Raw genomic sequence first — 19,544 nt, 5'->3', positions numbered from 1 at the left:
GCTTCCCTTAAAATCCTTTTTCTATGTTATCAGGTAAAATCAGAGTTTGGTCTTGTTGTACGGAATCTGCCGGAGTAGGGCTATTATTGGCTTCAGAACAGTTCAATTGTTTAGATAAGGGTGCCTCAGGTTTAGGAAATGAAGCCTTTGATACGTTCAAAGATTTATCAGCGTACACCTTCTTCATAAACAGAGCATAAATAGGCATGGCCAGTTTATTTCCCTGCCCGTAAGCAGCGCTGCGGAAGTGAATACTCCGGTCTTCACCGCCAACCCAAACACCAGCTGCCAGATCTGGGGTAATACCCATATACCAGGCATCAGAGTGATTCTGAGTTGTTCCGGTTTTACCACCTATTTCATTTTTAAGGCCGTAACGGTGTCTTAGTCCATAATAAGAAGTTCCTCCGCGTATATCAGCACCGCCTTGCAGCATGTGTACCATCATATAGGCTGTCTCTTCAGAAAGTGCCTCTAACGTTTTAGAAGCGAATTCTTGTAGAACATTCCCATTTTTATCTTCTATACGAAGCAGGTATTTTGGCTCAGTCCATACTCCCTTGTTGACAAAGGTGCCATAAGCCCCCACCATATCATACAGAGTGACATCACTGGTTCCCAAGGCCAAAGAAGCAACAGGGTCAAGCTTAGTAGTTATTCCTAAACGTTTAGCCGTTTGTACCACTTTCTCTGGCCCAATATTCTTCATTAAATGAGTGGTAACAGTGTTTACAGAAAAAGCCAAGGCCTCACGCAGGGTAAGTCTTTTGCCAGTGTACTTTCCATCACTGTTTTTAGGGGTCCACGGAACCCCGTCTTCATTAATGATGGTCACAGGGGCATCTGCTACCTGATCACATGGTGAAAAACCTGCTTCAATGGCGGCAGTGTACACAAAGGGCTTAAAGGTAGAGCCTGGCTGGCGTGCCCCTTGTTTCACGTGGTCATACTTAAAGAATTTATAATTATTGCCTCCTACCCATGCCTTTACATGACCCGTTAAAGGATCCATGGCCATAAAACCTGCTTGCAAGAAATGCTTGTAGTACCGCAATGAGTCCATAGGGCTCATTAATGTATCTATTTCCCCGCTCCATGAGAACACCGTCATGGGCACCTTCTGGTTCAGGTGGAACTTGATAGAGTCTTCATTGCCGTCATACTGCTCATCAAGGCTGCGGTAACGGGCGGTACGCTTTATTTCTTTTTCTAAAAAGCCTTTGATCTCACGACCATTTTCGTCTGTCCAAGGGTTTTTGCCTTTCCACTGCTTGAAGAACTCTTGCTGCATGGTCTTCATGTGCTGCTCCAACGCCTCCTCAGCATACTTTTGCATTTTGGAGTTAATGGTGGTATAGATTTTCAGTCCGTCAGAATACAGGTCATAGCCGTTCTCTTTGGCCCATCTAGATACTTCTTTCCCGAGCTCAGTCCGGAAATAGGGAGCTAAGCCTTTGTTCTGGTTTTCAACGTTTAGGTTTAGTTTTAAAGGCTTGGCTACGCTAGCTTGGTAAACAGGCTCATCAATGTAGTTGTACTTGAGCATTTGATCCAGCACCGTATTACGGCGGTTCAAAGAGCGCTCAGGACGAGACACTGGGCTATAGAAAGATGGTCCTTTCAGCACACCTACCAGAGTGGCGGATTCTTCTACAGTTAAATCTTCAGGGTTTTTATTGAAAAAGGTTTTGGCGGCTACTTTTATTCCAAATGCATTGCTGCCAAAATCTACCGTGTTCAGGTACATCATCAGAATCTCTTTTTTGGTATAAGAGCGCTCTAACTTGATGGACATGATCCACTCCTTTGTTTTGATAATGAGCATACGCAGGCCTTTCACGTCGCTCAGTAAGCCGTCGTTGAGGTCGTCGCGGGTGCGGAAGAGGTTACGGGCCAGCTGCTGCGTAAGGGTACTGGAGCCGCGGTCTTGCTTTCCGGTTATCTGGTAATAAGGTACCGCCAAGGTGCCTTTGAAGTCAATGCCGGAATGTTCTTCAAACCTTATGTCTTCTGTAGCAATTAAGGCATCAATCAAGTGCTGAGGCAGCTGCTCATAGGTAACGGGAGTACGGTTCTCACGGAAGTATTTACCTAAAAGCATGCCGTCTTCAGAATACACTTCAGAGGCTAACTCACTTTTAGGGTTCTCCAGCGTTTTGAGGTCAGGCAAATCTCCGAACAGGTTCAGAAAATTAATGCTTACCGCAAAGATGTACAGCAGGAAGAAAACGAATCCTCCGGCAAAGAAAAGCCAAAGCGCCGAAACGATCTTCCGGAACGAATTGCTAGGCGTTGATGACATGGGTTTATTCTTGGTAATTTTGTTCAAAGAAGGCCAAATACTGTGCCAGATCCTTTAGTTGCCGAAGCAGGTTGAGGTTTTGCTCAGAGATAACAAAGGTAGCAAAATTAGAACCTTTTACAGTAGCCATTGGGGCGGTACGCGTAGATTGTAACTTAGAGTATTGCTGGGCGGCTTTAGCATCGGCAAAATTCTGGACAGTTAATAACACAGTACTGTCGTTTAAAGCAACGGGCTCCACCTTTAAGTTCCTTTTGGCAAAGAAACGGGTGTTGTACTGCACGAAATTGGCCATTAAAGCTTTTAGAGCAAGCGAGTCCTGAGCAGGATGTACTACTGCAAAAGCATGTAAAGCTTCTGGGGCAGCCTCATATTTTGGGGCTTCAACCACGGCAATGTCTTTCAACGTCATTTCTGGCTCTTTGGTCAATTCACCGCTCTCAAACCGTTGGTGCATTTCCAGGTACTGCTGCGCTTTAGGCTTTAGGTCACTGTCTGGAAATTGTTGGATGAAGGTTTCCATTGCAGCTTTGAATGTTGCAGGAGGTTGAGTCCGTCCCACAATGAGAGCCCGCAGAAAACTGATCTGGTCGGGGAACTCGTTTCCGGGGTGTTTTTCTGAAAGTTGGCTTAAAACAGAAGAGGCCTCGGCATAATTCTCCTGTTCATACAGCACATACGCAGTGTCATAGAGCCTATGAGCCGCAGCGGTCTCGGCGGAATAGGTGCGTAAGAAGTCGGGCTGGTCAATTAAACGGCTGTATTTTGAGTTGGGGAATTTCTCTTTCAGAAGTTGTGCATACTTGTTTGCTTGCTCTGTTTGCTGCTGACTCTGGGCAATAACATACAGGCTGTAGTAAGCCTCAGAGGCATGTTCTGTAGACGGGTAACGCTGCAGAAGCTTCAAGAAAGTGGCGGTAGCTTGCTCTGGTTCACGTAACCGCTGCTGGTAAATATTACCCAGCGTAAACAATGCCTCCTCTAGCCGCTCATGTGACGCTGTCAATTGCTGAGGAGTAGACGGAATGGCGGCCAGGTACGTCTCTGTTTTTTGACTCACCACTTCTGCCAGAGCGGCACTGTCAGTGGTGTTGCCCACCGCTGGGCCTGCTACTACGGCATCGGTACTGCCTAAAGCAGAACGCCGACGCCAATTGTCTACCAAAGGCCTATCTCCCCATACCCTAATAAAATCGTTACGGGCACTGGCCATGGCCACGGGATTGTCAAAGTACCAGGTGCTGTTGGCGCCGCCGGGGCCAGCCGGAGGCGGGGTGTTAGGAGCCGTGATGCTGTTTCTGAGGGTAGAATTGGCTGCCGCTAGGGCAAGGTTCTGCTCCGCTTGCCGTTCGGCCTCCTGCTCTCTCTCTATCTGTTGGGCTACGCGCTGCGCCCGCTCGGCAGCCGGAAGTTGCGCCAATGTTTGTAAGCTGTCTTCGGTCCGTATGATTTCCAGCTGCTGTACAAAGGCGGTGAGTACGGTTCTACGGTCGGCTAGTTCTTCATAGCCTAAGGCAGTTGGCGGCAGTAGTTGTAAGGTGCTGTCATAGTATGCCTGGGCCAGTTTGTATTGCTGCAGGTGCTCATAATGTATTTGACCAGATAGCAGGTAGGAATAGGCCTTTTGGTTACGGTTGGTAGTAGAGGCGGCGGTAGACTGCTTCAGATAGCCAAGAGCATCTTGATACTCTTCTTGCTTGAGCTGAAGCTTGGCCAAATCATAGTAGATTTTATCAAGGTACTCAAGGTTTTTACCGTCGTTGGCTAGTTTGAACAGAAATTTCTCTACCTCCTCTTTGGTGGTAGCGTCTTTCAGCTCGGTTACCTGGGCAAGGTTTAGCTTCGCATAAAAACCTAGTTCATAAGGAGGATTCTTACCTAGTACCTCATCAAATTGGGCATAGGCTTTGGCGTCTTGCCCAGTGGCCTGGTACAACTGACCCAATATAAATCTGAGTCTGGATTCCCGGTCCCTTTTGTCGGCAAACGGAATGGCCCGCTCCAGGTTCTGGATCATACTTTGGTAATCATTCTCAATACTAGCCAGCTGTGCCCGGGTGAGCAGGAGCTCCAAACCGTTCTGCTCATTCATGCGCTCTTTCCGGAACTGCTCAGACACCATAATGGCATTGTCATAGTCTTTCTGCCTGATGTAGGTGCGCATGAGCCAGACCAATGCCTCGTGCTTGGCATGGCGGTCTTTGCTGGTGGTTTGCACGTACCTAAATGCCCTGATGGCTTCTTCTTCCTCGCCCATGTAATAGCGGGCCTTGCCAATAAGTACATAGCAGTCATCTACCCACCTTGATTTTGGGTGGCGGGCAATTGGGAAGGAGGCTCGCTTGATTACTTCCTCCAACTCTGGCCGGAGGGTTTTAAGAACAGTGGTGTCAAGAGGAGGAAGAATCTGCAGAATACTGTTGTAGTCATTGATGTTGGCCGCGTCAATCTTAGCCTCAATCTCCTGCATTTTCTCGCGGGCCAGAAAATAGCCGTTAAAGCGGGCGTTCAGGTTGTGGTAAAAGCGGCCGAATGGCTTCTCCGGAGCGCAGCCCACCACTGTTGCCAACAGCACTATGATTAAAAAAAATCGATTCAGGTTCAACGTATGTGTCTGGTAATGGAGTAACAGTAGAACTGTTTTCTGCCCTTTTTTATTTTATATTCTGTTGAGCTTTACAAGCTGAAGAGATCTTTGGTCATGCATCTCCAAGCCCACACAAAAGATACAAGAAACAAATTTACGTTTTTGTGCGCTAGTTCACCTATTACGGCAAGCAGTATTTAATAGATTAAGCTGTTCTGCTGGGAGTCAAAGTGGAGTTGCGTTTTCGGCCTGTTTTCCCAAAAACAGGCCGGAAACGAGAGCTAGTACGGCTTGTGAATTTTCACAGAGGCAATTCCTTTTAGAAATGACATTAACTCCTTACCTTTCTATAAAACAGCATATAACAAATTAAATCTTTTTATCTATCACCATAACCCCCCCTTTCATGAAAAAGCTTATCCCATTATAACTCCTCAGCCTTCTCCTCCTCTCCGCCTGCTGCAAAGACGACGACCCCACCAAGAACGCCAAGCTGCCAGCCACCACCCAGGAGGGGAAGAACACCGTCGGCTTCACTTATGAAGACGGGCAGGTGTGGGTGCCTTACTATGAATGCGCCCTGCTGGACAACCCCTGCGGGAGAGCGAATGTAGACGTGAGCCCGCTGGCGAATGCACAGCAAGCCATCGGGATGACTTTCCGGAAATATGTGAAGGATAAAAAATCTTTTTTCGCCATAGGTACTAATGGAGGAGCGTCAGTAAGTGGCATGGGCGAAAAGATAGATTCTCTTCACGTTACCTTTCAAAGTGAAGATTCACCTCGCATTGAATACGGGTATCCCCAGCCGGGCAGCAGTTTCCTAATAACCCGCTTCGACCGGCAGAGCGAGATCATCTCCGGCACCTTCCACCTTATCCTGAAGGAGTCTTCTGGCAGCAAAACCATCACGCTGAGCAACGGTCGCTTCGACTATAAGTTCGGCACCTGCGCCTGCGATTAGAGCCTGTAAATCAGGCTCTAGATTCTTTTTTGTTGCGCCTTTTTTCGGTAGAGGCTTTTTTGTTTTCGACCTCCTTTTCTAAAAACAAGCCAAAAACGTGTTTTTTATTTCTGCCATTGCTGCGGCAGGTTTGTTACCTTTGCAGTTCACCTTTCAAAAATGGAACCTAAGCCCCAGTCTCCTAAAGAAAAAGAAGATGCTCAGCTAAAGCCTTACCTGAAGTACTCGGGCTTGGCTTTTCAGATGATTGCCATTATGGCGGTGGCGGCCTGGGGCGGACGAAAGCTGGATGCGTATTTTCAGAACCAGATTCCGTGGTGGACACTTGTTTTGCTGTTGTTGGCGGTGTTCGGGTCTATGTATTCGGTCATTGTGACCTTAACCAGAAAGAAATAAAGCAGGCGCGTGGGATTTGTTAGAGGAATGGTTGTGCTGACCGGATTGCTAGTGCTGGTAGTTTCGGTTTTGGTGTTCTTTACCGGCTACACCGTGGTGCATGAGTATGTTTGGTGGCTTCTGGGGTTCTTCGTGTTTCTCACTGGCTTTGCGCATTATGTGGCGCAACTGGGTCTAAAGCAAGATTCTGAGAATCTGCAAGCCTATTATTTCAGCGCTATGGGCTTGCGGATGGTATTCGGGATAATAGCAATTTTTGTATATAGGCATTTCCACGAGGAGAACATTGTTCAATTCGTATTTAACTTTTTCGCGCTTTATTTTATTTATACTGGATTTGAAATCTACGCTTTGTTGAGTAACTTGCGCCGAAATTCAAAAAAGCCATTATAAGGAAGTGTTTGAATTTTTTAAGCTTTCCTTTTAACCTGCTCTTAATGAAGAAGATACTCGTTTTTCTATTTGCTATTCTTTCTTTTTCGGCCCAAGCTGCAGAATCGGCTGAAGGGGCAGATTTTAACCCTGGAGATATGATCATGCACCACATTGGTGATGATTATACCTGGCATTTCGCTGACGGGTTGGTGCTTCCGTTGCCAGTGATTTTGTATGGTGAAAACGGATTGGATGTTTTCATGTCGTCTAACTTCTATGATGAGAACCATCAGCTGCAGCCATACAAGGGTTACGTGATGGAGCATGGCCATATTTATTACGCCAACTCTGAAGGAGAGCACAAAGAAGGTCCTCTGGATTTATCTATCACTAAAAACGTGGCCTCCATGTTGTTGAGCGTGTTGCTGTTGTTTCTGGTGTTTCTATCCATTGCGGGGGCATACAAAAAGAACCGTGGCAAGGCGCCAAGAGGTCTGCAGTCTTTCTTTGAGCCAATCATCATCTTTATTCGGGATGAAATTGCCAAAACCAATATTGGTCCTAAGTATGAGCGTTACATGCCGTATTTGCTCACCATCTTCTTCTTTATCTGGTTTAACAACCTGTTGGGCTTGATGCCTGGTGGCGCTAACTTAACCGGTAATATTACCGTTACCCTGGTGCTAGCTGTGATGACCTTGTTAATCACTGTGTTCAGCGGAAATAAATCTTACTGGGGGCACATTTTCAACACGCCGGGTGTTCCGTGGTGGTTGAAGTGGGGTATTCCAATTATGCCTTTGGTAGAGGTGATCGGTATCTTTACAAAGCCTTTCTCTCTGATGGTGCGTCTTTTCGCTAACATAACAGCGGGTCACATCATCATCCTAAGTTTGTTTAGCTTGATCTTTATCTTCCAAAGTGTAGCCATTGGGCCGGTGAGTGTGGCTTTTGCTACGTTTATGAACTTCCTGGAATTGTTTGTGGCTTTGCTGCAGGCATACATTTTCACCCTGCTGAGCGCCATGTACTTTGGCGGAGCGGTGGAGGAGCACGACCATCATGACGATATGGGCCATGGCGATGCCCCATATGCCGTAGACGCGCATCATTAATCTGTATTTCTTTTTTTAACTATATATATCTACTTCTATGTTGTTAGCATTATTGCTTCAAGCGTTTTCTGAAGGCGCAGGTTATGCCATTTTAGGTGCCGGTATCGGTGCTGGTTTAGTGGCTCTTGGCGCTGGTTTGGGTATCGGTAGAATCGGTGGCTCTGCCATGGAGGCTATCGCCAGACAACCAGAGGCCGGTGGTAAGATCCAGACTGCAATGATTATTGCTTCTGCTCTTATCGAGGGTGTAGCCCTTTTCGGTGTGGTTGTTTGCCTTCTGATTTCTTTCATTCGCTAAGAATGAGTTTTATCGCATCTCCCGTCCTGACGATTGGTCTGGACCGGGAGACGCGATAAATGAGTTTAAGAAGAGAGTATACGTTAGTTAGAAGAGGGAAACCTTCAAGATTATAAACTAGAAAGAAATGAATCCATTAGTAACTCCTAACGTCGGGCTGCTTATCTGGCAGGTAATCACGTTTTTGATTGTGTTGCTGCTGTTGACCAAGTTTGCCTGGAAGCCTATTATGGCTGCCCTGCGTGAGCGTGAGAACAACATTGATGAGGCGCTGAGAATGGCCGAGAAAGCCAAGCTGGAGATGCAGGCGTTAAAGTCTGACAACGAGCGTCTGTTGGCAGAGGCCCGTGCCGAGCGTGAGCGTATCTTGAAAGAAGCCTCTGAAGCCGCTACCCACATAGTGGAAACCGCAAAGAGTAAAGCTTCTGAAGAAGGTGCCCGTATGGTAGAGCAAGCCCGTGTTTCTATTGAGAATGAGAAAAAGGCTGCTTTAACAGAGGTTAAAAACATGGCCGCTACCTTGTCTATTGACATTGCCCAGAAACTGATCAAGCGCGAATTGCAAGATGAGCAAGCCCAACGGGCGCTGGTGCAGGCATATTTGCAGGAAACGCACCTGAGCTAAGCAGATTATAGGCGCACTGCTCCTCGCCAGCCAAAGAGAGCAAGACCGTTTAACCACGAAGAGATACAAATGTCAGACATAAGAGTTGCCTCCAGGTACGCCAAGTCTCTGCTAGAGCTAGCCCAGGAAAGAGGGGTTCTGGAAGAAGTGTACGCAGACATGCAGTACTTCACCAAAACCCTGAACGCCAACCGCGACTTGCAGCTGGTGTTGGGCAACCCCATTGTAAAGCACGATAAAAAGCTAGCCATTCTGAACGCCGTTTTCGGTAAAGATGTTAGCGAATTAACCTCTGCCTTTTTCCGCATTATTACTCAGAAGAACCGTGAAGCCGTGCTGGAGTCAGCCGCTAAAGAGTTCGTGAACCAGTACAATGAGGTAAAAGGAATTCAAAGAGCAACTGTGACTACGGCTGTTCCGCTTACGCCTGAGTTGCGAGCTTCTTTCCAGAAAATGGTGGAAGAGCGTACCGGCAAAACAGTAGAACTGCACGAGGTGGTAAACCCAGCCGTAATAGGCGGGTACGTATTGCGCATTGGTGACCAGCAGATAGATGATACTATCCGCACCAGTGTGCAGAAATTGAAAAATCAGTTTAAAGAAAATCCATACATTACTAAACTATAATCATGGCAGAAGTTAGACCTGATGAAGTATCAGCGATTTTAAGAGAACAGCTGTCAAACTTCAGAACAGAAGCTGAACTAGAAGAAGTAGGTACTGTTTTGCAAGTAGGTGACGGTGTTGCTCGTATCTACGGCTTATCTAAGGCACAGTCTGGTGAGCTGTTAGAGTTCGAAAACGGTCTGCAAGCCCTTGTGCTAAACCTTGAAGAAGATAACGTAGGTGCGGTATTGTTGGGTGACTGGAGTGACGTTAAAGAAGGCGACACTGTAAAGAAAACAAATAAAATTGCCTCTGTAAAAGTAGGCGAAGGCATGGTAGGCCGTGTGGTAAACACATTGGGTCACCCAATAGATGGCAAAGGTCCTTTGACCGGCGAACTCTATGAAATGCCAATTGAGCGTAAAGCACCAGGTGTAATTTTCCGTCAGCCGGTAAATGAGCCTATGCAAACTGGTATCAAAGCCATTGACTCTATGATTCCGATTGGCCGTGGCCAGCGTGAGTTGATCATTGGTGACCGCCAGACAGGTAAATCTGCCGTGGCTATTGATACCATCATCAACCAAGGTGAATTCTTTGACCGTGGTGAGCCTGTATTCTGTATTTATGTAGCTATTGGCCAGAAAGCTTCTACTGTTGCTCAGATTGTGAGCGCTCTGGAGCAAGCGGGTGCCATGCGTTATACTGTAGTTGTGGCTGCTCCTGCTGCTGACCCTGCTCCGTTGCAGTTCTACGCGCCGTTTACCGGTGCTGCTATTGGTGAGTTCTTCCGTGATACCGGTCGTCCTGCGCTGGTAGTATATGATGACTTGTCTAAGCAAGCCGTGGCTTACCGTGAGGTGTCTCTGTTGCTTCGTCGTCCTCCAGGACGTGAGGCATACCCAGGTGACGTATTCTATCTGCACTCTCGCTTATTAGAGCGTGCCGCTAAGATCAATGCCTCTGACGAAATCGCTCGTAACATGAACGATTTGCCAGAGTCTATCAAGCACTTGGTGAAAGGTGGCGGATCATTAACAGCTCTTCCTATCATTGAAACTCAAGCTGGTGACGTTTCTGCCTATATCCCAACCAACGTAATTTCTATTACCGATGGTCAGATATTCTTGGAAACCAACTTGTTCAACTCTGGTATCCGTCCGGCTATCAACGTAGGTATTTCTGTATCACGTGTGGGTGGATCTGCTCAGATCAAGTCCATGAAAAAAGTAGCAGGTACCTTGAAACTGGATCAGGCGCAGTTCCGTGAATTGGAAGCTTTCGCGAAGTTCGGTTCTGACCTTGATGCTGCTACTAAACTGACCATTGAGCGTGGACGCCGTAACCTGGAAGTTCTGAAACAACCTCAGTTCTCTCCGGTGGCGGTAGAAGATCAGGTAGCTATGATTTACTGCTGTACCAACGGTTTGATTGATGATGTTCCGGTAAACGAAGTACGTAACTTCGAGAGAGACTTCACCATGACCATGAACGCCCAGCACCGCGGTGCTTTGGACGCTTTAAGAGCCGGTAAAATTGATGATAGCGTTACCAACACTATCAGACAAGTAGCCAGCGAATTGACTTCTAAATACCGTAAATAATATCAGACACATGAATAGCACCAGAAACACTGGTGCTATTCATGTGCTCACCCCTGACTAACTATTAAATGGCTAGTTTAAAAGAAGTACGTAACCGCATTGTTTCGGTAAGCTCTACTCAGCAAATCACCAAAGCCATGAAAATGGTGGCGGCGGCTAAGCTGCGCCGGGCTCAGGACAATATTATGCGCATGCGTCCGTATGCCCAACGGTTGAACAACATTCTGGAAAACCTTTCTGGTGTACAAAGCGAAGAAGGCACCAATGCGTATGCCCAAAAGCGTGACGTACAGCGGGTGCTTATCATTGCCGTTACCTCTGACCGTGGTTTGTGCGGTGCCTTTAACAGCAACGTGCAGAAAGCGGTAAACCAACTCATTGCTGAGCGTTATGCCCAACAGGCTGCTGCTGGTAATGTGTCTATCATGGCCATAGGTAAAAAAGGCCACGAGTATTTCGCCAAGCGCGGGTACACCATGGCCGGCGATTTTACCACCGTTTTTGGTAATCTGTCATTTGACACCGTTCGTGTAGCTGCTGAGTTAGCTATGGAAGGTTTTAGAACCGGTGCCTATGATCAGGTGGATTTGGTGTACAACGAATTTAAAAACGTAGCTACCCAAATCATCCGGACAGAGCAGTTCTTGCCAATTCAGGAAAATCAAGAAGAGCAGAATGCCAGCCAAGCGGAGTCTGACTATATCTTTGAGCCTTCAAAGCAAGAGATTCTGGAGCAACTGATACCTAAATCTTTGAAGATTCAGGTATACAAAGCCGTGTTAGAGTCTAATGCGTCTGAGCATGGTGCCCGTATGACCGCCATGGACAAGGCCACTGACAACGCCGGTGAACTACTGAAGCAATTGAAACTAACTTATAACCGAACAAGGCAAGCAGCCATCACCACTGAGATCCTTGAGATTGTGGGTGGTGCCGAGGCGCTCGCAGCCGGTAAATAAGTACTATAAACCTCTTTATGCAGCGCCCATTGAAGAATGGGCGTTTTGCTTTTAGGGGATGTTCTAATGTTACTGAGGTGTTAAATTTACCCATTTAAGGCGATCCCTCAGATGAAATAGACCATTACCTATCTATATTTAGGTTTGGGCTAGATTTAAGAAAAGTAGCCTGAAAACACACCTCTAATACTGAAGACACAATGGTTAACAGAATCTATAAGATAAGTTTGATCTTGGCGCTGTCACTCATAAGTGCCGGAGCTGCCGAATCCCAAAGAAAGAAGTCTAAAGTAACAGTACCTGAAAAGCCTAAATTGGTGGTAGGTATAGTGGTAGACCAGATGCGGTATGATTATCTGTACCGTTTCTGGAATAAATTCTCTGACAAAGGCTTTAAAAGGTTAGTGGGGGAAGGCTTCAACTTCCGAAACAATCATTACAATTACATACCTACATACACGGGGCCAGGCCATGCCTCCATTTATACAGGTACTACGCCAGCCATACACGGAATAGTAGGAAACGATTGGTATAACCGTATCACCGGGCAAAATATCTATTGTGCCGAAGACAAAAGTGTAAAAACGGTAGGTAGTGGGTCTAATGCTGGGCAAATGTCGCCGGTAAACATGATTGCCAGTACCATCACAGATGAACTGCGCATTGCCAGCAACCTGCAGAGTAAAGTTATTGGGGTAAGCTTAAAAGATAGAGGCTCAATATTACCGGCCGGACATGCCGCCAACGGTGCCTATTGGTATGATGGTAGCAATGGCGCCATGATCACCAGTACCTATTACATGCAAGAGTTGCCAGCCTGGGTACAGGCTTTTAACAACCGGAAACTAGCAGATCAGTACTTGAGCCAACCATGGACTACTTTACTGCCTATTGAGCAGTATTCTGAAAGCGGACCCGATGATCAATCTTTTGAGGGTACCTTCAGAGGAGAGGCAAAACCAGTTTTCCCGCACAACATACCAGCGTTGAGAGGTACTACATTTGATCTGCTGCGCTCTATACCAGCCGGAAACACCTTTACCAAAGATTTTGCCATAGCTGCTATACAGGCAGAGAACATGGGGAAGGGGGCTGCCACAGATTTTCTGGCGCTCAGCTTTTCAACACCAGATTACATAGGCCACCAGTACGGACCAAATGCCATTGAAGTACAAGATAATTACCTGCGCTTAGATCAAGACATAGCTAATTTATTGACTTTTCTGGACGGCTACATTGGTAAGCAGAATGTGTTAGTATTTTTAACAGCCGATCATGGCGCTGCGCATAATCCGGAGCACATGAAGCAGCTGCGCATTCCAGCTGGTAATACCCTGAATAGCCTCATGGCAGATTCCCTTAAAAAGCACCTAAACCAGAGGTTTGGTACGGCAGATTGGGTAAGCGCCTTTACAAACCAGCAGGTTTACCTAAACCATCAGCTAATTGAAAGTAAAAAGGTAAGTCTAGTAGAAATGCAGGAGGAAACAGCACGGTTCATGCACCGCTTCCCTGGTGTATTAAGAACCATGACTGCTGATGCCCTCATGAAATCTCATTGGTCACGTGGGTTGGGCATGTTAATGGAGAATGGCTATATGCCGTATCGCTCAGGAGACGTGCTGGTAGCGCTGGAGCCAGGCTGGTATGCCAAGTACAGCAATGCTCCGGTAAAAGGGACTACCCACGGCAGCCCTTGGGCCTATGATACCCACATTCCACTTTTGTGGTACGGCTGGCAAATCCCGGTAGGAGAATCTCACGTAAGAACAGAAATTATAGATATTGCTCCTAGCTTAGCGGCGTTTTTGCGTATTCAAGAACCCAATGGCAACATGGGTCGCCCTTTAACAGAGTATATTTGGAAGTAACACTTCCGCAGAAGTGATAGATGAAAGATTAATACGTATTTAAAAGAACAACATGAAAAACAACGCCAATCCGTGGCATGATGTGAGCTTCGGCGAAGATGCGCCAAAGGTAGTGACCGGTATCATTGAGATCCCTAAGGGTTCTAAAGCAAAATATGAGTTAGATAAAGACAGCGGCATGCTTAAGCTTGACCGTGTATTATTTTCAGCAGTACATTATCCGGCTAACTACGGTTTTATTCCGCAGACCTACTGCGATGACAAGGACCCGTTAGACATTCTGGTGCTTTGCTCTATTGATGTGGCCCCCATGTGCCTCATTGATGCCAAAGTGATTGGGGTAATGCAGATGATTGACAACAACGAGGAAGATGACAAAATCATAGCCGTTGCTGCCAATGACATGTCTGTAAAGCACATCAACGATATTTCTGAGTTGCCTCCGCACACGCTTATTGAGATACAGCGTTTCTTTGAAGATTACAAGAAGCTTGAAAACAAAGAAGTAATTGTAGAAAACTTCTTAGGTCGTGAAGATGCCTATAAAATTATTGAGCAAAGCATTGAGCTGTACAATACTACCTTCAGAGAAGGTAAATAACAAAGCAGTAATTACCTTTAAAAGCGTCGCTTGCCCGTATAGGTAGGCGACGCTTTTCTTTTGTGGCTTCAGGCCTATTTAGTCTATACTCTCAAAAGTTTGGGGTAGGGCAATGAAACCAATTTGTTTACCGGGAGAAAATAGGCGTATTTTTGCCAGAACAGCTGTTCTATCTGAGAAACCAATAAGATGAGGCTTGCCCAGAACATTTTAAATACAATTCTGTACAGCAACCTGTTCATATCGGGGTGTGCAGCTGGGCTTGTCTATGAAACCTATTTGCTTAGCGGAATACCGGCCTCACTTCGTTTGGCAGCCATTGTGTTTTTCGGGACAATGTTTGTTTACAACATTGATGGTCTCTTGCCTTACAAGTTTAACCAGGAAGAGCTGGTAAGCCAGCGAACACAGTGGGTGAGGCAAAACAGGCTGCTGCTACAAACAATTGCAATGGCAAGTGCCCTTTGTGCCATTACATTATACTACACCGCACTGTTTGAGCTCAATTTCTGGTTCATACTGCATTTATTGGTGGTGGCAGGGTTATACTCGGTTCCCTTCATCCCTGAGCAGGACCGGTATATTCCCCTACGGGATGTTCCCCTTTTAAAAGTTTTTATGATAGCGTATGTATGGACAGCCATAACTGTACAGCTGCCCCTGATGGAAGCCGCCCATGATTTATTTAGCCCTGAGAATCTGTTCTTATTTCTGCGCCGTTTCCTATTTATTTTTTCCCTTACCCTTGTTTTCGATATCAGAGACGTGAACAAAGATCAACTGACGGGGACGATAACTTTTCCGGTAAAATGGGGGGTAGAACGAACAAAGAAGTTGGCTTTATTGCTTCTGCTGCTATTTGTGTTATCCTCTCCTATTGGTGCTACATGGTGGCAGGCACTAGGTTTGGCGCTGTCAGGCGTTGCAGCCGCGGCACTCATCAGGAAAACCCATGCAAATAGATCTCAATATTTCTTTCTGATTGCTGCTGACGGAATGATGCTGGTGCAAGTGCTGCTGGTTTGGCTGTTCAGCTGATCTGTTTCTGGGCTGTTTTTCTGAAAACAGGCCTAAAACATTGGTTTTCCACCAACAGAACCTATTGCAGCAATTGTTGAAAGGCTTTCCCTAGATACTGAGTAACATCAGAAGCAATCAAAGCATACTCTCCTTCTTGCTCCGCTGCCAAATCACCGGCCAAACCATGTAAATACACACCCACCAGGCAAGTGTCTAAAGGAGAAAAGCCTTGTGCTCTCAAGCCTGCCAAAATTCCGGTAAGGGTATCTCCGGTGCCGCCTGTAGCCATACCAGGATTCCCGGTGGTGTTGAAGTAACATTCACCAGTGGGTGTGCCAATACAGGTATGGTACCCTTTCAGCACAACGTAACATTCATGTTCCTGACAGAAGTCTTTGAGTAGTTGCAGACGATGGTAGTCATGCTTAGCTGGGCTAGCCAATCGCTCAAACTCTTTAGGGTGGGGAGTAAGTATGCTGTTGGCAGGTAAATTGCGCAGCAACTGACGGTCAAGTGCTAATAAATTAAGGGCATCAGCGTCTAACACCAAAGGAGGCAAAGCCTGCCGGAACAATTTTTCTAGTGCCAGCGCCGTATCTGCTGCCTGCCCTAAACCGGGTCCTATTCCTATGCACTGGTATTGGTTTACCTCTTCCGGAAAAGCAGTGATGTGCTGCTCATGTGCATCAGAGAGTGCCATGGCTTCTGGCACAGCCACCTGCAAAATAGAATAGCCCACCATAGGGGTTTGCACTGTCAGTAAGCCAACCCCAGCTCTAAGCGCAGCCTTCGCTGCCAAGGTAATGGCTCCTATTTTTCCGTAGCTGCCCCCTACCAGTAACGCATTGCCGTAAGTTCCTTTGTGCGTGAATTTCAGCCTCGGCTTTAGAACCTCCTTTAAGCGCTCCGGGGTGAGCAACGAATAAGGAGAATCTGCCTTGTTCAGAAAATCAGGGTGTAGGCCTATGGGCAACACGTGCCACTTCCCCACAAAACTACCTGATTCCGGGAGAAGAAAGGCCAGTTTAGGTCTTTCGAAGGAAAGAGTCACGTCTGCTTCCACTACGGCACTATCTGTAGGAGTTGGGGCGTCTGCAAAAAGCCCGGAAGGAAGGTCAATGGCGATGACAGTAGCCGCACTGTTATTTATATGCTGTACTGCTTGAGCGTGTAAACCAACCAATGGCCTGGACAAGCCGGAGCCAAACAGCCCGTCCAGCACCATGGCATAAGAGAGCAGTGAAGGTAAATCGTCTGGAGAAGCGGTGCGCGTAACCGGTATTTCTGTAGGAAGTCGGTTCAGGTTCTGTTGAAAGTCAGGCGAATGGTTCTGGCCTTCGGTCACGAGTACCACCTGAACATCATAAGCTCTTTGAAACAGCAAGCGGGCTACAGCCAATCCATCTCCGCCGTTATTGCCAGGTCCGCAGAAAATATACCAAGGCTGCTCTGGCCCATATTCTTTTTCAATCCACTGAACTAACGCGCCAGCGGCCCTTTCCATCAAATCAATAGACGAAATGGGTTCATGGGCAATGGTGTAAGCATCGGCCTCACGAGTTTGGGCGGCAGTCAGAATTTTCATTTTTTTAATTGCTGGTTGTTCCTTGCTCATTGTTATTTGTTCATACGTAAGATTTCTTTTGAAGAGAAAATCTTTCAGAAGCATGATTACCCACAGCTCTCATAAAAAGGAATTCAAAACAGCAACAAACAACTACCAATCAGCAATTAAAATTGTACTACCATGCCCATGCCCAAACTGCCGTTGGGTAAAACCGTAGGCACAAGGCTGGTGTTGAGCCCTTTGTCTTTGGCTAATCGGTTATGTATAAAGTAAACTGTGTTCACGGAGAGAATACCTACGCCAGCGCCGGCTAATACATCAGACATCCAGTGTTCATTGTTGAGCACACGCATAACCCCCGTGGCCGTGGCAATGGTGTAACTGCCCACGCTTATCCAAACGCTTTTGTCTCTGAATTCTTTATCTACAATGGTGGCAATGGTAAAGGCATAGGCAGTATGGCCCGAGGGAAAAGCCCGGGGCAGCCCATTGGGTCTTTCCTGTGCCGTTAAAATTTTGGTAGGGTATACTAGGGCAGTGGTGACTAAGCCAGAAGCCAATACCAATCCAGTTTGTCTCCTTATGTCGTGGCGGTTCTGTGACGAGAAAAGGTTGAAGCCATACAGACCTGCAATAGGCACAAAGAAAAGGTAATCATCAAGGTTGTTGTTGAAGTTAGGGAAAGCGCGGCGGGCATCTCTACTGGCGTCATAGCTGCTGTAAAAGCCATTGTCTTTCATGGTAGATAAGCCCAAGCCTATGAGTGCAACCGACGGAATGACTGCTCTTTTAACAAAGCGGCCGGTGGAGTGGCTTTCTTCTAATTTCTGTGAGGTTGGAGTGTCTGGCAACGGCACTGCCACTGTATCGGCAGGAACAACTTGGGCAAAAGCCTTGGAAGCCACCGTCAGCCACAACAGGTGTACCGCAAATAGTTTCTTGATGTTCACGTGAATATTTAGCTTGAGAAACAGCAAGTATACATAATTAGAGCACAACGGTAATAGCTGTTTTAGGCTTGTTTTTCAGAAAACAAAGCTAAAACAGCAGAATTATTAGTTTAGGTGAATAACCAAGCCAACCCCAGGCGATCCGTTAGGCAGTATGGTGGGGTAAATAGCAGTGTCAGTGTTCAAGCCTTTGTTACGGAACCAGCGGTCATGCGCTAAATACACCAGGTTGGTAGACAAAATGCCTACTCCGGCACCGGCTAGCACATCTGAAAACCAGTGGGCATCATTCAAAACGCGCATCATACCAGTAGTACCGGCGGCGGTGTAGCTGGCAATTCCAATCCATTTGCTTTTTCCTTTGAACTCACGGCTCACCATAGTGGCTACTACAAACGCATAGGTGGTATGGCCAGACGGAAAAGAATAAGCGTTTTCTTCATTGGGCCGGGGCACGGCGGTTACCTTTTTAAGGGGCCACAAAATACCTGAAGCCAGTGCGCCAGAGGCAGCCAACAACCCTATTTGCCGCGTAACGTCGTGCCTGTTTTGCGACGATAAAATATTGAAGGCGGTCAAGCCAACTGCCGGCAAGAAGATAGTGTAATCATCTATGTCGGTTTTGAAGTTGGGGAAAGGCTTTGTGCGCAGGTCATAGCGGAAGTCGTGCCGGTCGTATACGGGGTTGTCAATCATCAGCAGACCAAGTCCCACAAAAATAGCCGGGGCAATAATTCTTTTCCTGAGTTCACCTTTCCGCAGATCAGGATTTAATGGCTTAGTAGAAGTTAGCGTGGTGTCTAATACTGCCTCTGTTGCTTGTAAGGTATCAGCAGGAACAGTGGAAGTAACCTGCGCAAATGTTGTGGTTGGTAAAAAGGAGAACCAAAGGCAAGGAACTAACAGCAGGTGCCGCAATTGACGAAGAGGAGTTTGAGTAAATAATGTTGTCATACAATCTAATTCTGGTGAGAAGAACTTCCGTTTGTACGGAGTTTTAGCAGTCTAGTTCAGCTAGCAATTTACCTAGAAATGCCAGAGCTGTAAGAAAGCCACCAGTAAGGCGCTCCGGTTTAGTGGAGGGTATAACAATGAATACGGCGGTACTTAGCAGCTAAAGAGCAGACCTATTGGCTGATTGTACCTGTAGATCATCTTCTGTATGAAGTTTCCGGTCTGGTCCCGGTGAGGTGAGGGTAAAGCTTCGTCCGGTGTGGTTAGGTGTGTAATTTATCCCATTCCCCCAGCTGTCAATGGTCATGTCTCTTTTCAGCGGGTCGTTGGCTATAAAATTTTCTAAAGTGATGGGTAGCGTCTTGTGCTTCTGCTGGTATTGTACAAGCTGGGTACTTAGTTTTTCCAGTTGCCGATGGGTGTTGCGCTCTTTAAAGTACGTTTTTGTCAACAAGCTGATGATGAGGAGCAACACTATTGATCCCGCAAATATGATTACTGCCAGCTTCAGGTAATGCAGCAAAACAGGAAGCCAAAGCCGAGGCCGGTAAGAATTTCCTTCTGAATTTCGGTTTGTCCTGATGTCAAAGAGAAGCGCTACAAAATCTAATATCTTATTCATGCGTCTGTATATTGAGTTTAGAAACCAACGTTCCTTCTTAAGTAAGCTTCTTTAGACTGTGTTGTAGCCATTTAGGTACAAGCAAAAATAAGGTTTTCTGCCGGACTTGGGGCAAGCGAGCTACCCGC

General features: G+C 46.7%; 18 protein-coding genes. 12 read left to right on the top strand and 6 right to left on the bottom strand.

From position 1 onward, the window contains the following. Window positions 1-7: 7 nt before the first annotated feature. Complete coding sequence (locus tag A8O23_RS09305) at window positions 8-2,302, bottom strand: penicillin-binding protein 1A (RefSeq protein ID WP_066620037.1); 2,295 nt, start codon at window positions 2,300-2,302, stop codon at window positions 8-10. Window positions 2,303-2,306: 4 nt separating this feature from the next. After that, window positions 2,307-4,877, bottom strand: a complete 2,571-nt coding sequence (gene porW / locus A8O23_RS09300; protein ID WP_153042140.1) for a type IX secretion system periplasmic lipoprotein PorW/SprE — start codon at window positions 4,875-4,877, stop codon at window positions 2,307-2,309. Window positions 4,878-5,448: 571 nt separating this feature from the next. Here porW and A8O23_RS09290 point away from each other — a divergent pair. The 12 genes from A8O23_RS09290 to A8O23_RS09235 all read left to right on the top strand — a co-directional run bounded on the left by A8O23_RS09290 (window position 5,449) and on the right by A8O23_RS09235 (window position 15,341). After that, window positions 5,449-5,853 (top strand): hypothetical protein, encoded by a 405-nt coding sequence (locus A8O23_RS09290; RefSeq protein WP_153042139.1) that lies wholly within the window; start codon window positions 5,449-5,451, stop codon window positions 5,851-5,853. Between the two features lie 159 nt (window positions 5,854-6,012). After that, the gene (locus tag A8O23_RS09285; protein ID WP_066620031.1) at window positions 6,013-6,249 is read left to right on the top strand and encodes an AtpZ/AtpI family protein; all 237 of its coding nucleotides are present in this window, start codon (window positions 6,013-6,015) and stop codon (window positions 6,247-6,249) included. Between the two features lie 9 nt (window positions 6,250-6,258). Continuing rightward, window positions 6,259-6,642, top strand: a complete 384-nt coding sequence (locus tag A8O23_RS09280; protein ID WP_066620028.1) for a hypothetical protein — start codon at window positions 6,259-6,261, stop codon at window positions 6,640-6,642. A 44-nt stretch (window positions 6,643-6,686) separates the two neighbouring features. Then, window positions 6,687-7,739, top strand: a complete 1,053-nt coding sequence (atpB, locus tag A8O23_RS09275) for a F0F1 ATP synthase subunit A (RefSeq protein ID WP_066620441.1) — start codon at window positions 6,687-6,689, stop codon at window positions 7,737-7,739. Between the two features lie 37 nt (window positions 7,740-7,776). Then, the gene (gene atpE / locus A8O23_RS09270; protein ID WP_066620019.1) at window positions 7,777-8,037 is read left to right on the top strand and encodes an ATP synthase F0 subunit C; all 261 of its coding nucleotides are present in this window, start codon (window positions 7,777-7,779) and stop codon (window positions 8,035-8,037) included. 127 nt (window positions 8,038-8,164) lie between these two features. Next, window positions 8,165-8,662, top strand: coding sequence for a F0F1 ATP synthase subunit B (locus A8O23_RS09265; RefSeq protein WP_066620010.1), 498 nt, complete (start codon window positions 8,165-8,167; stop codon window positions 8,660-8,662). Between the two features lie 69 nt (window positions 8,663-8,731). Next, on the top strand, window positions 8,732-9,289 hold the full coding sequence (gene atpH / locus A8O23_RS09260) for an ATP synthase F1 subunit delta (protein WP_066620007.1): 558 nt from the start codon (window positions 8,732-8,734) through the stop codon (window positions 9,287-9,289). Between the two features lie 2 nt (window positions 9,290-9,291). After that, on the top strand, window positions 9,292-10,872 hold the full coding sequence (atpA, locus tag A8O23_RS09255; protein ID WP_066620005.1) for a F0F1 ATP synthase subunit alpha: 1,581 nt from the start codon (window positions 9,292-9,294) through the stop codon (window positions 10,870-10,872). Window positions 10,873-10,940: 68 nt separating this feature from the next. Further along, window positions 10,941-11,831 (top strand): ATP synthase F1 subunit gamma, encoded by an 891-nt coding sequence (gene atpG / locus A8O23_RS09250; RefSeq protein ID WP_066620003.1) that lies wholly within the window; start codon window positions 10,941-10,943, stop codon window positions 11,829-11,831. A gap of 200 nt (window positions 11,832-12,031) precedes the next feature. Further along, window positions 12,032-13,702 carry an alkaline phosphatase PafA gene (pafA, locus tag A8O23_RS09245; RefSeq protein WP_066620000.1) on the top strand — a complete coding sequence of 557 codons (1,671 nt, stop codon included), beginning with the start codon at window positions 12,032-12,034 and terminating at the stop codon, window positions 13,700-13,702. A 52-nt stretch (window positions 13,703-13,754) separates the two neighbouring features. Continuing rightward, entirely contained in the window at window positions 13,755-14,303 is a 549-nt protein-coding gene (locus tag A8O23_RS09240; RefSeq protein WP_066619997.1) for an inorganic diphosphatase, read from the top strand. Between the two features lie 189 nt (window positions 14,304-14,492). After that, window positions 14,493-15,341, top strand: a complete 849-nt coding sequence (locus A8O23_RS09235; RefSeq protein WP_066619994.1) for a UbiA prenyltransferase family protein — start codon at window positions 14,493-14,495, stop codon at window positions 15,339-15,341. Window positions 15,342-15,402: 61 nt separating this feature from the next. Here A8O23_RS09235 and A8O23_RS09230 read toward each other — a convergent pair whose 3' ends face one another. From A8O23_RS09230 to A8O23_RS09215, 4 genes are all read right to left on the bottom strand, one after another. After that, window positions 15,403-16,908, bottom strand: a complete 1,506-nt coding sequence (locus tag A8O23_RS09230; protein WP_066620439.1) for an NAD(P)H-hydrate dehydratase — start codon at window positions 16,906-16,908, stop codon at window positions 15,403-15,405. A gap of 146 nt (window positions 16,909-17,054) precedes the next feature. Beyond that, a complete protein-coding gene (locus A8O23_RS09225) occupies window positions 17,055-17,840 on the bottom strand; it encodes a phosphatase PAP2 family protein (protein WP_066620437.1) in 786 nt (261 codons plus the stop codon). A gap of 105 nt (window positions 17,841-17,945) precedes the next feature. Beyond that, window positions 17,946-18,794, bottom strand: a complete 849-nt coding sequence (locus tag A8O23_RS09220) for a phosphatase PAP2 family protein (RefSeq protein WP_074988350.1) — start codon at window positions 18,792-18,794, stop codon at window positions 17,946-17,948. A gap of 160 nt (window positions 18,795-18,954) precedes the next feature. Further along, on the bottom strand, window positions 18,955-19,416 hold the full coding sequence (locus A8O23_RS09215) for a hypothetical protein (RefSeq protein WP_066619990.1): 462 nt from the start codon (window positions 19,414-19,416) through the stop codon (window positions 18,955-18,957). Between the last annotated feature and the right edge of the window lie 128 nt (window positions 19,417-19,544).

This window comes from Rufibacter roseus (assembly GCF_001647285.1).
GTDB classification, from domain to species: Bacteria; Bacteroidota; Bacteroidia; order Cytophagales; family Hymenobacteraceae; genus Nibribacter; species Nibribacter roseus.
Note: the sequence above shows the minus strand (reverse complement) of the source record. Positions and strands in the feature narration are given on the sequence as shown.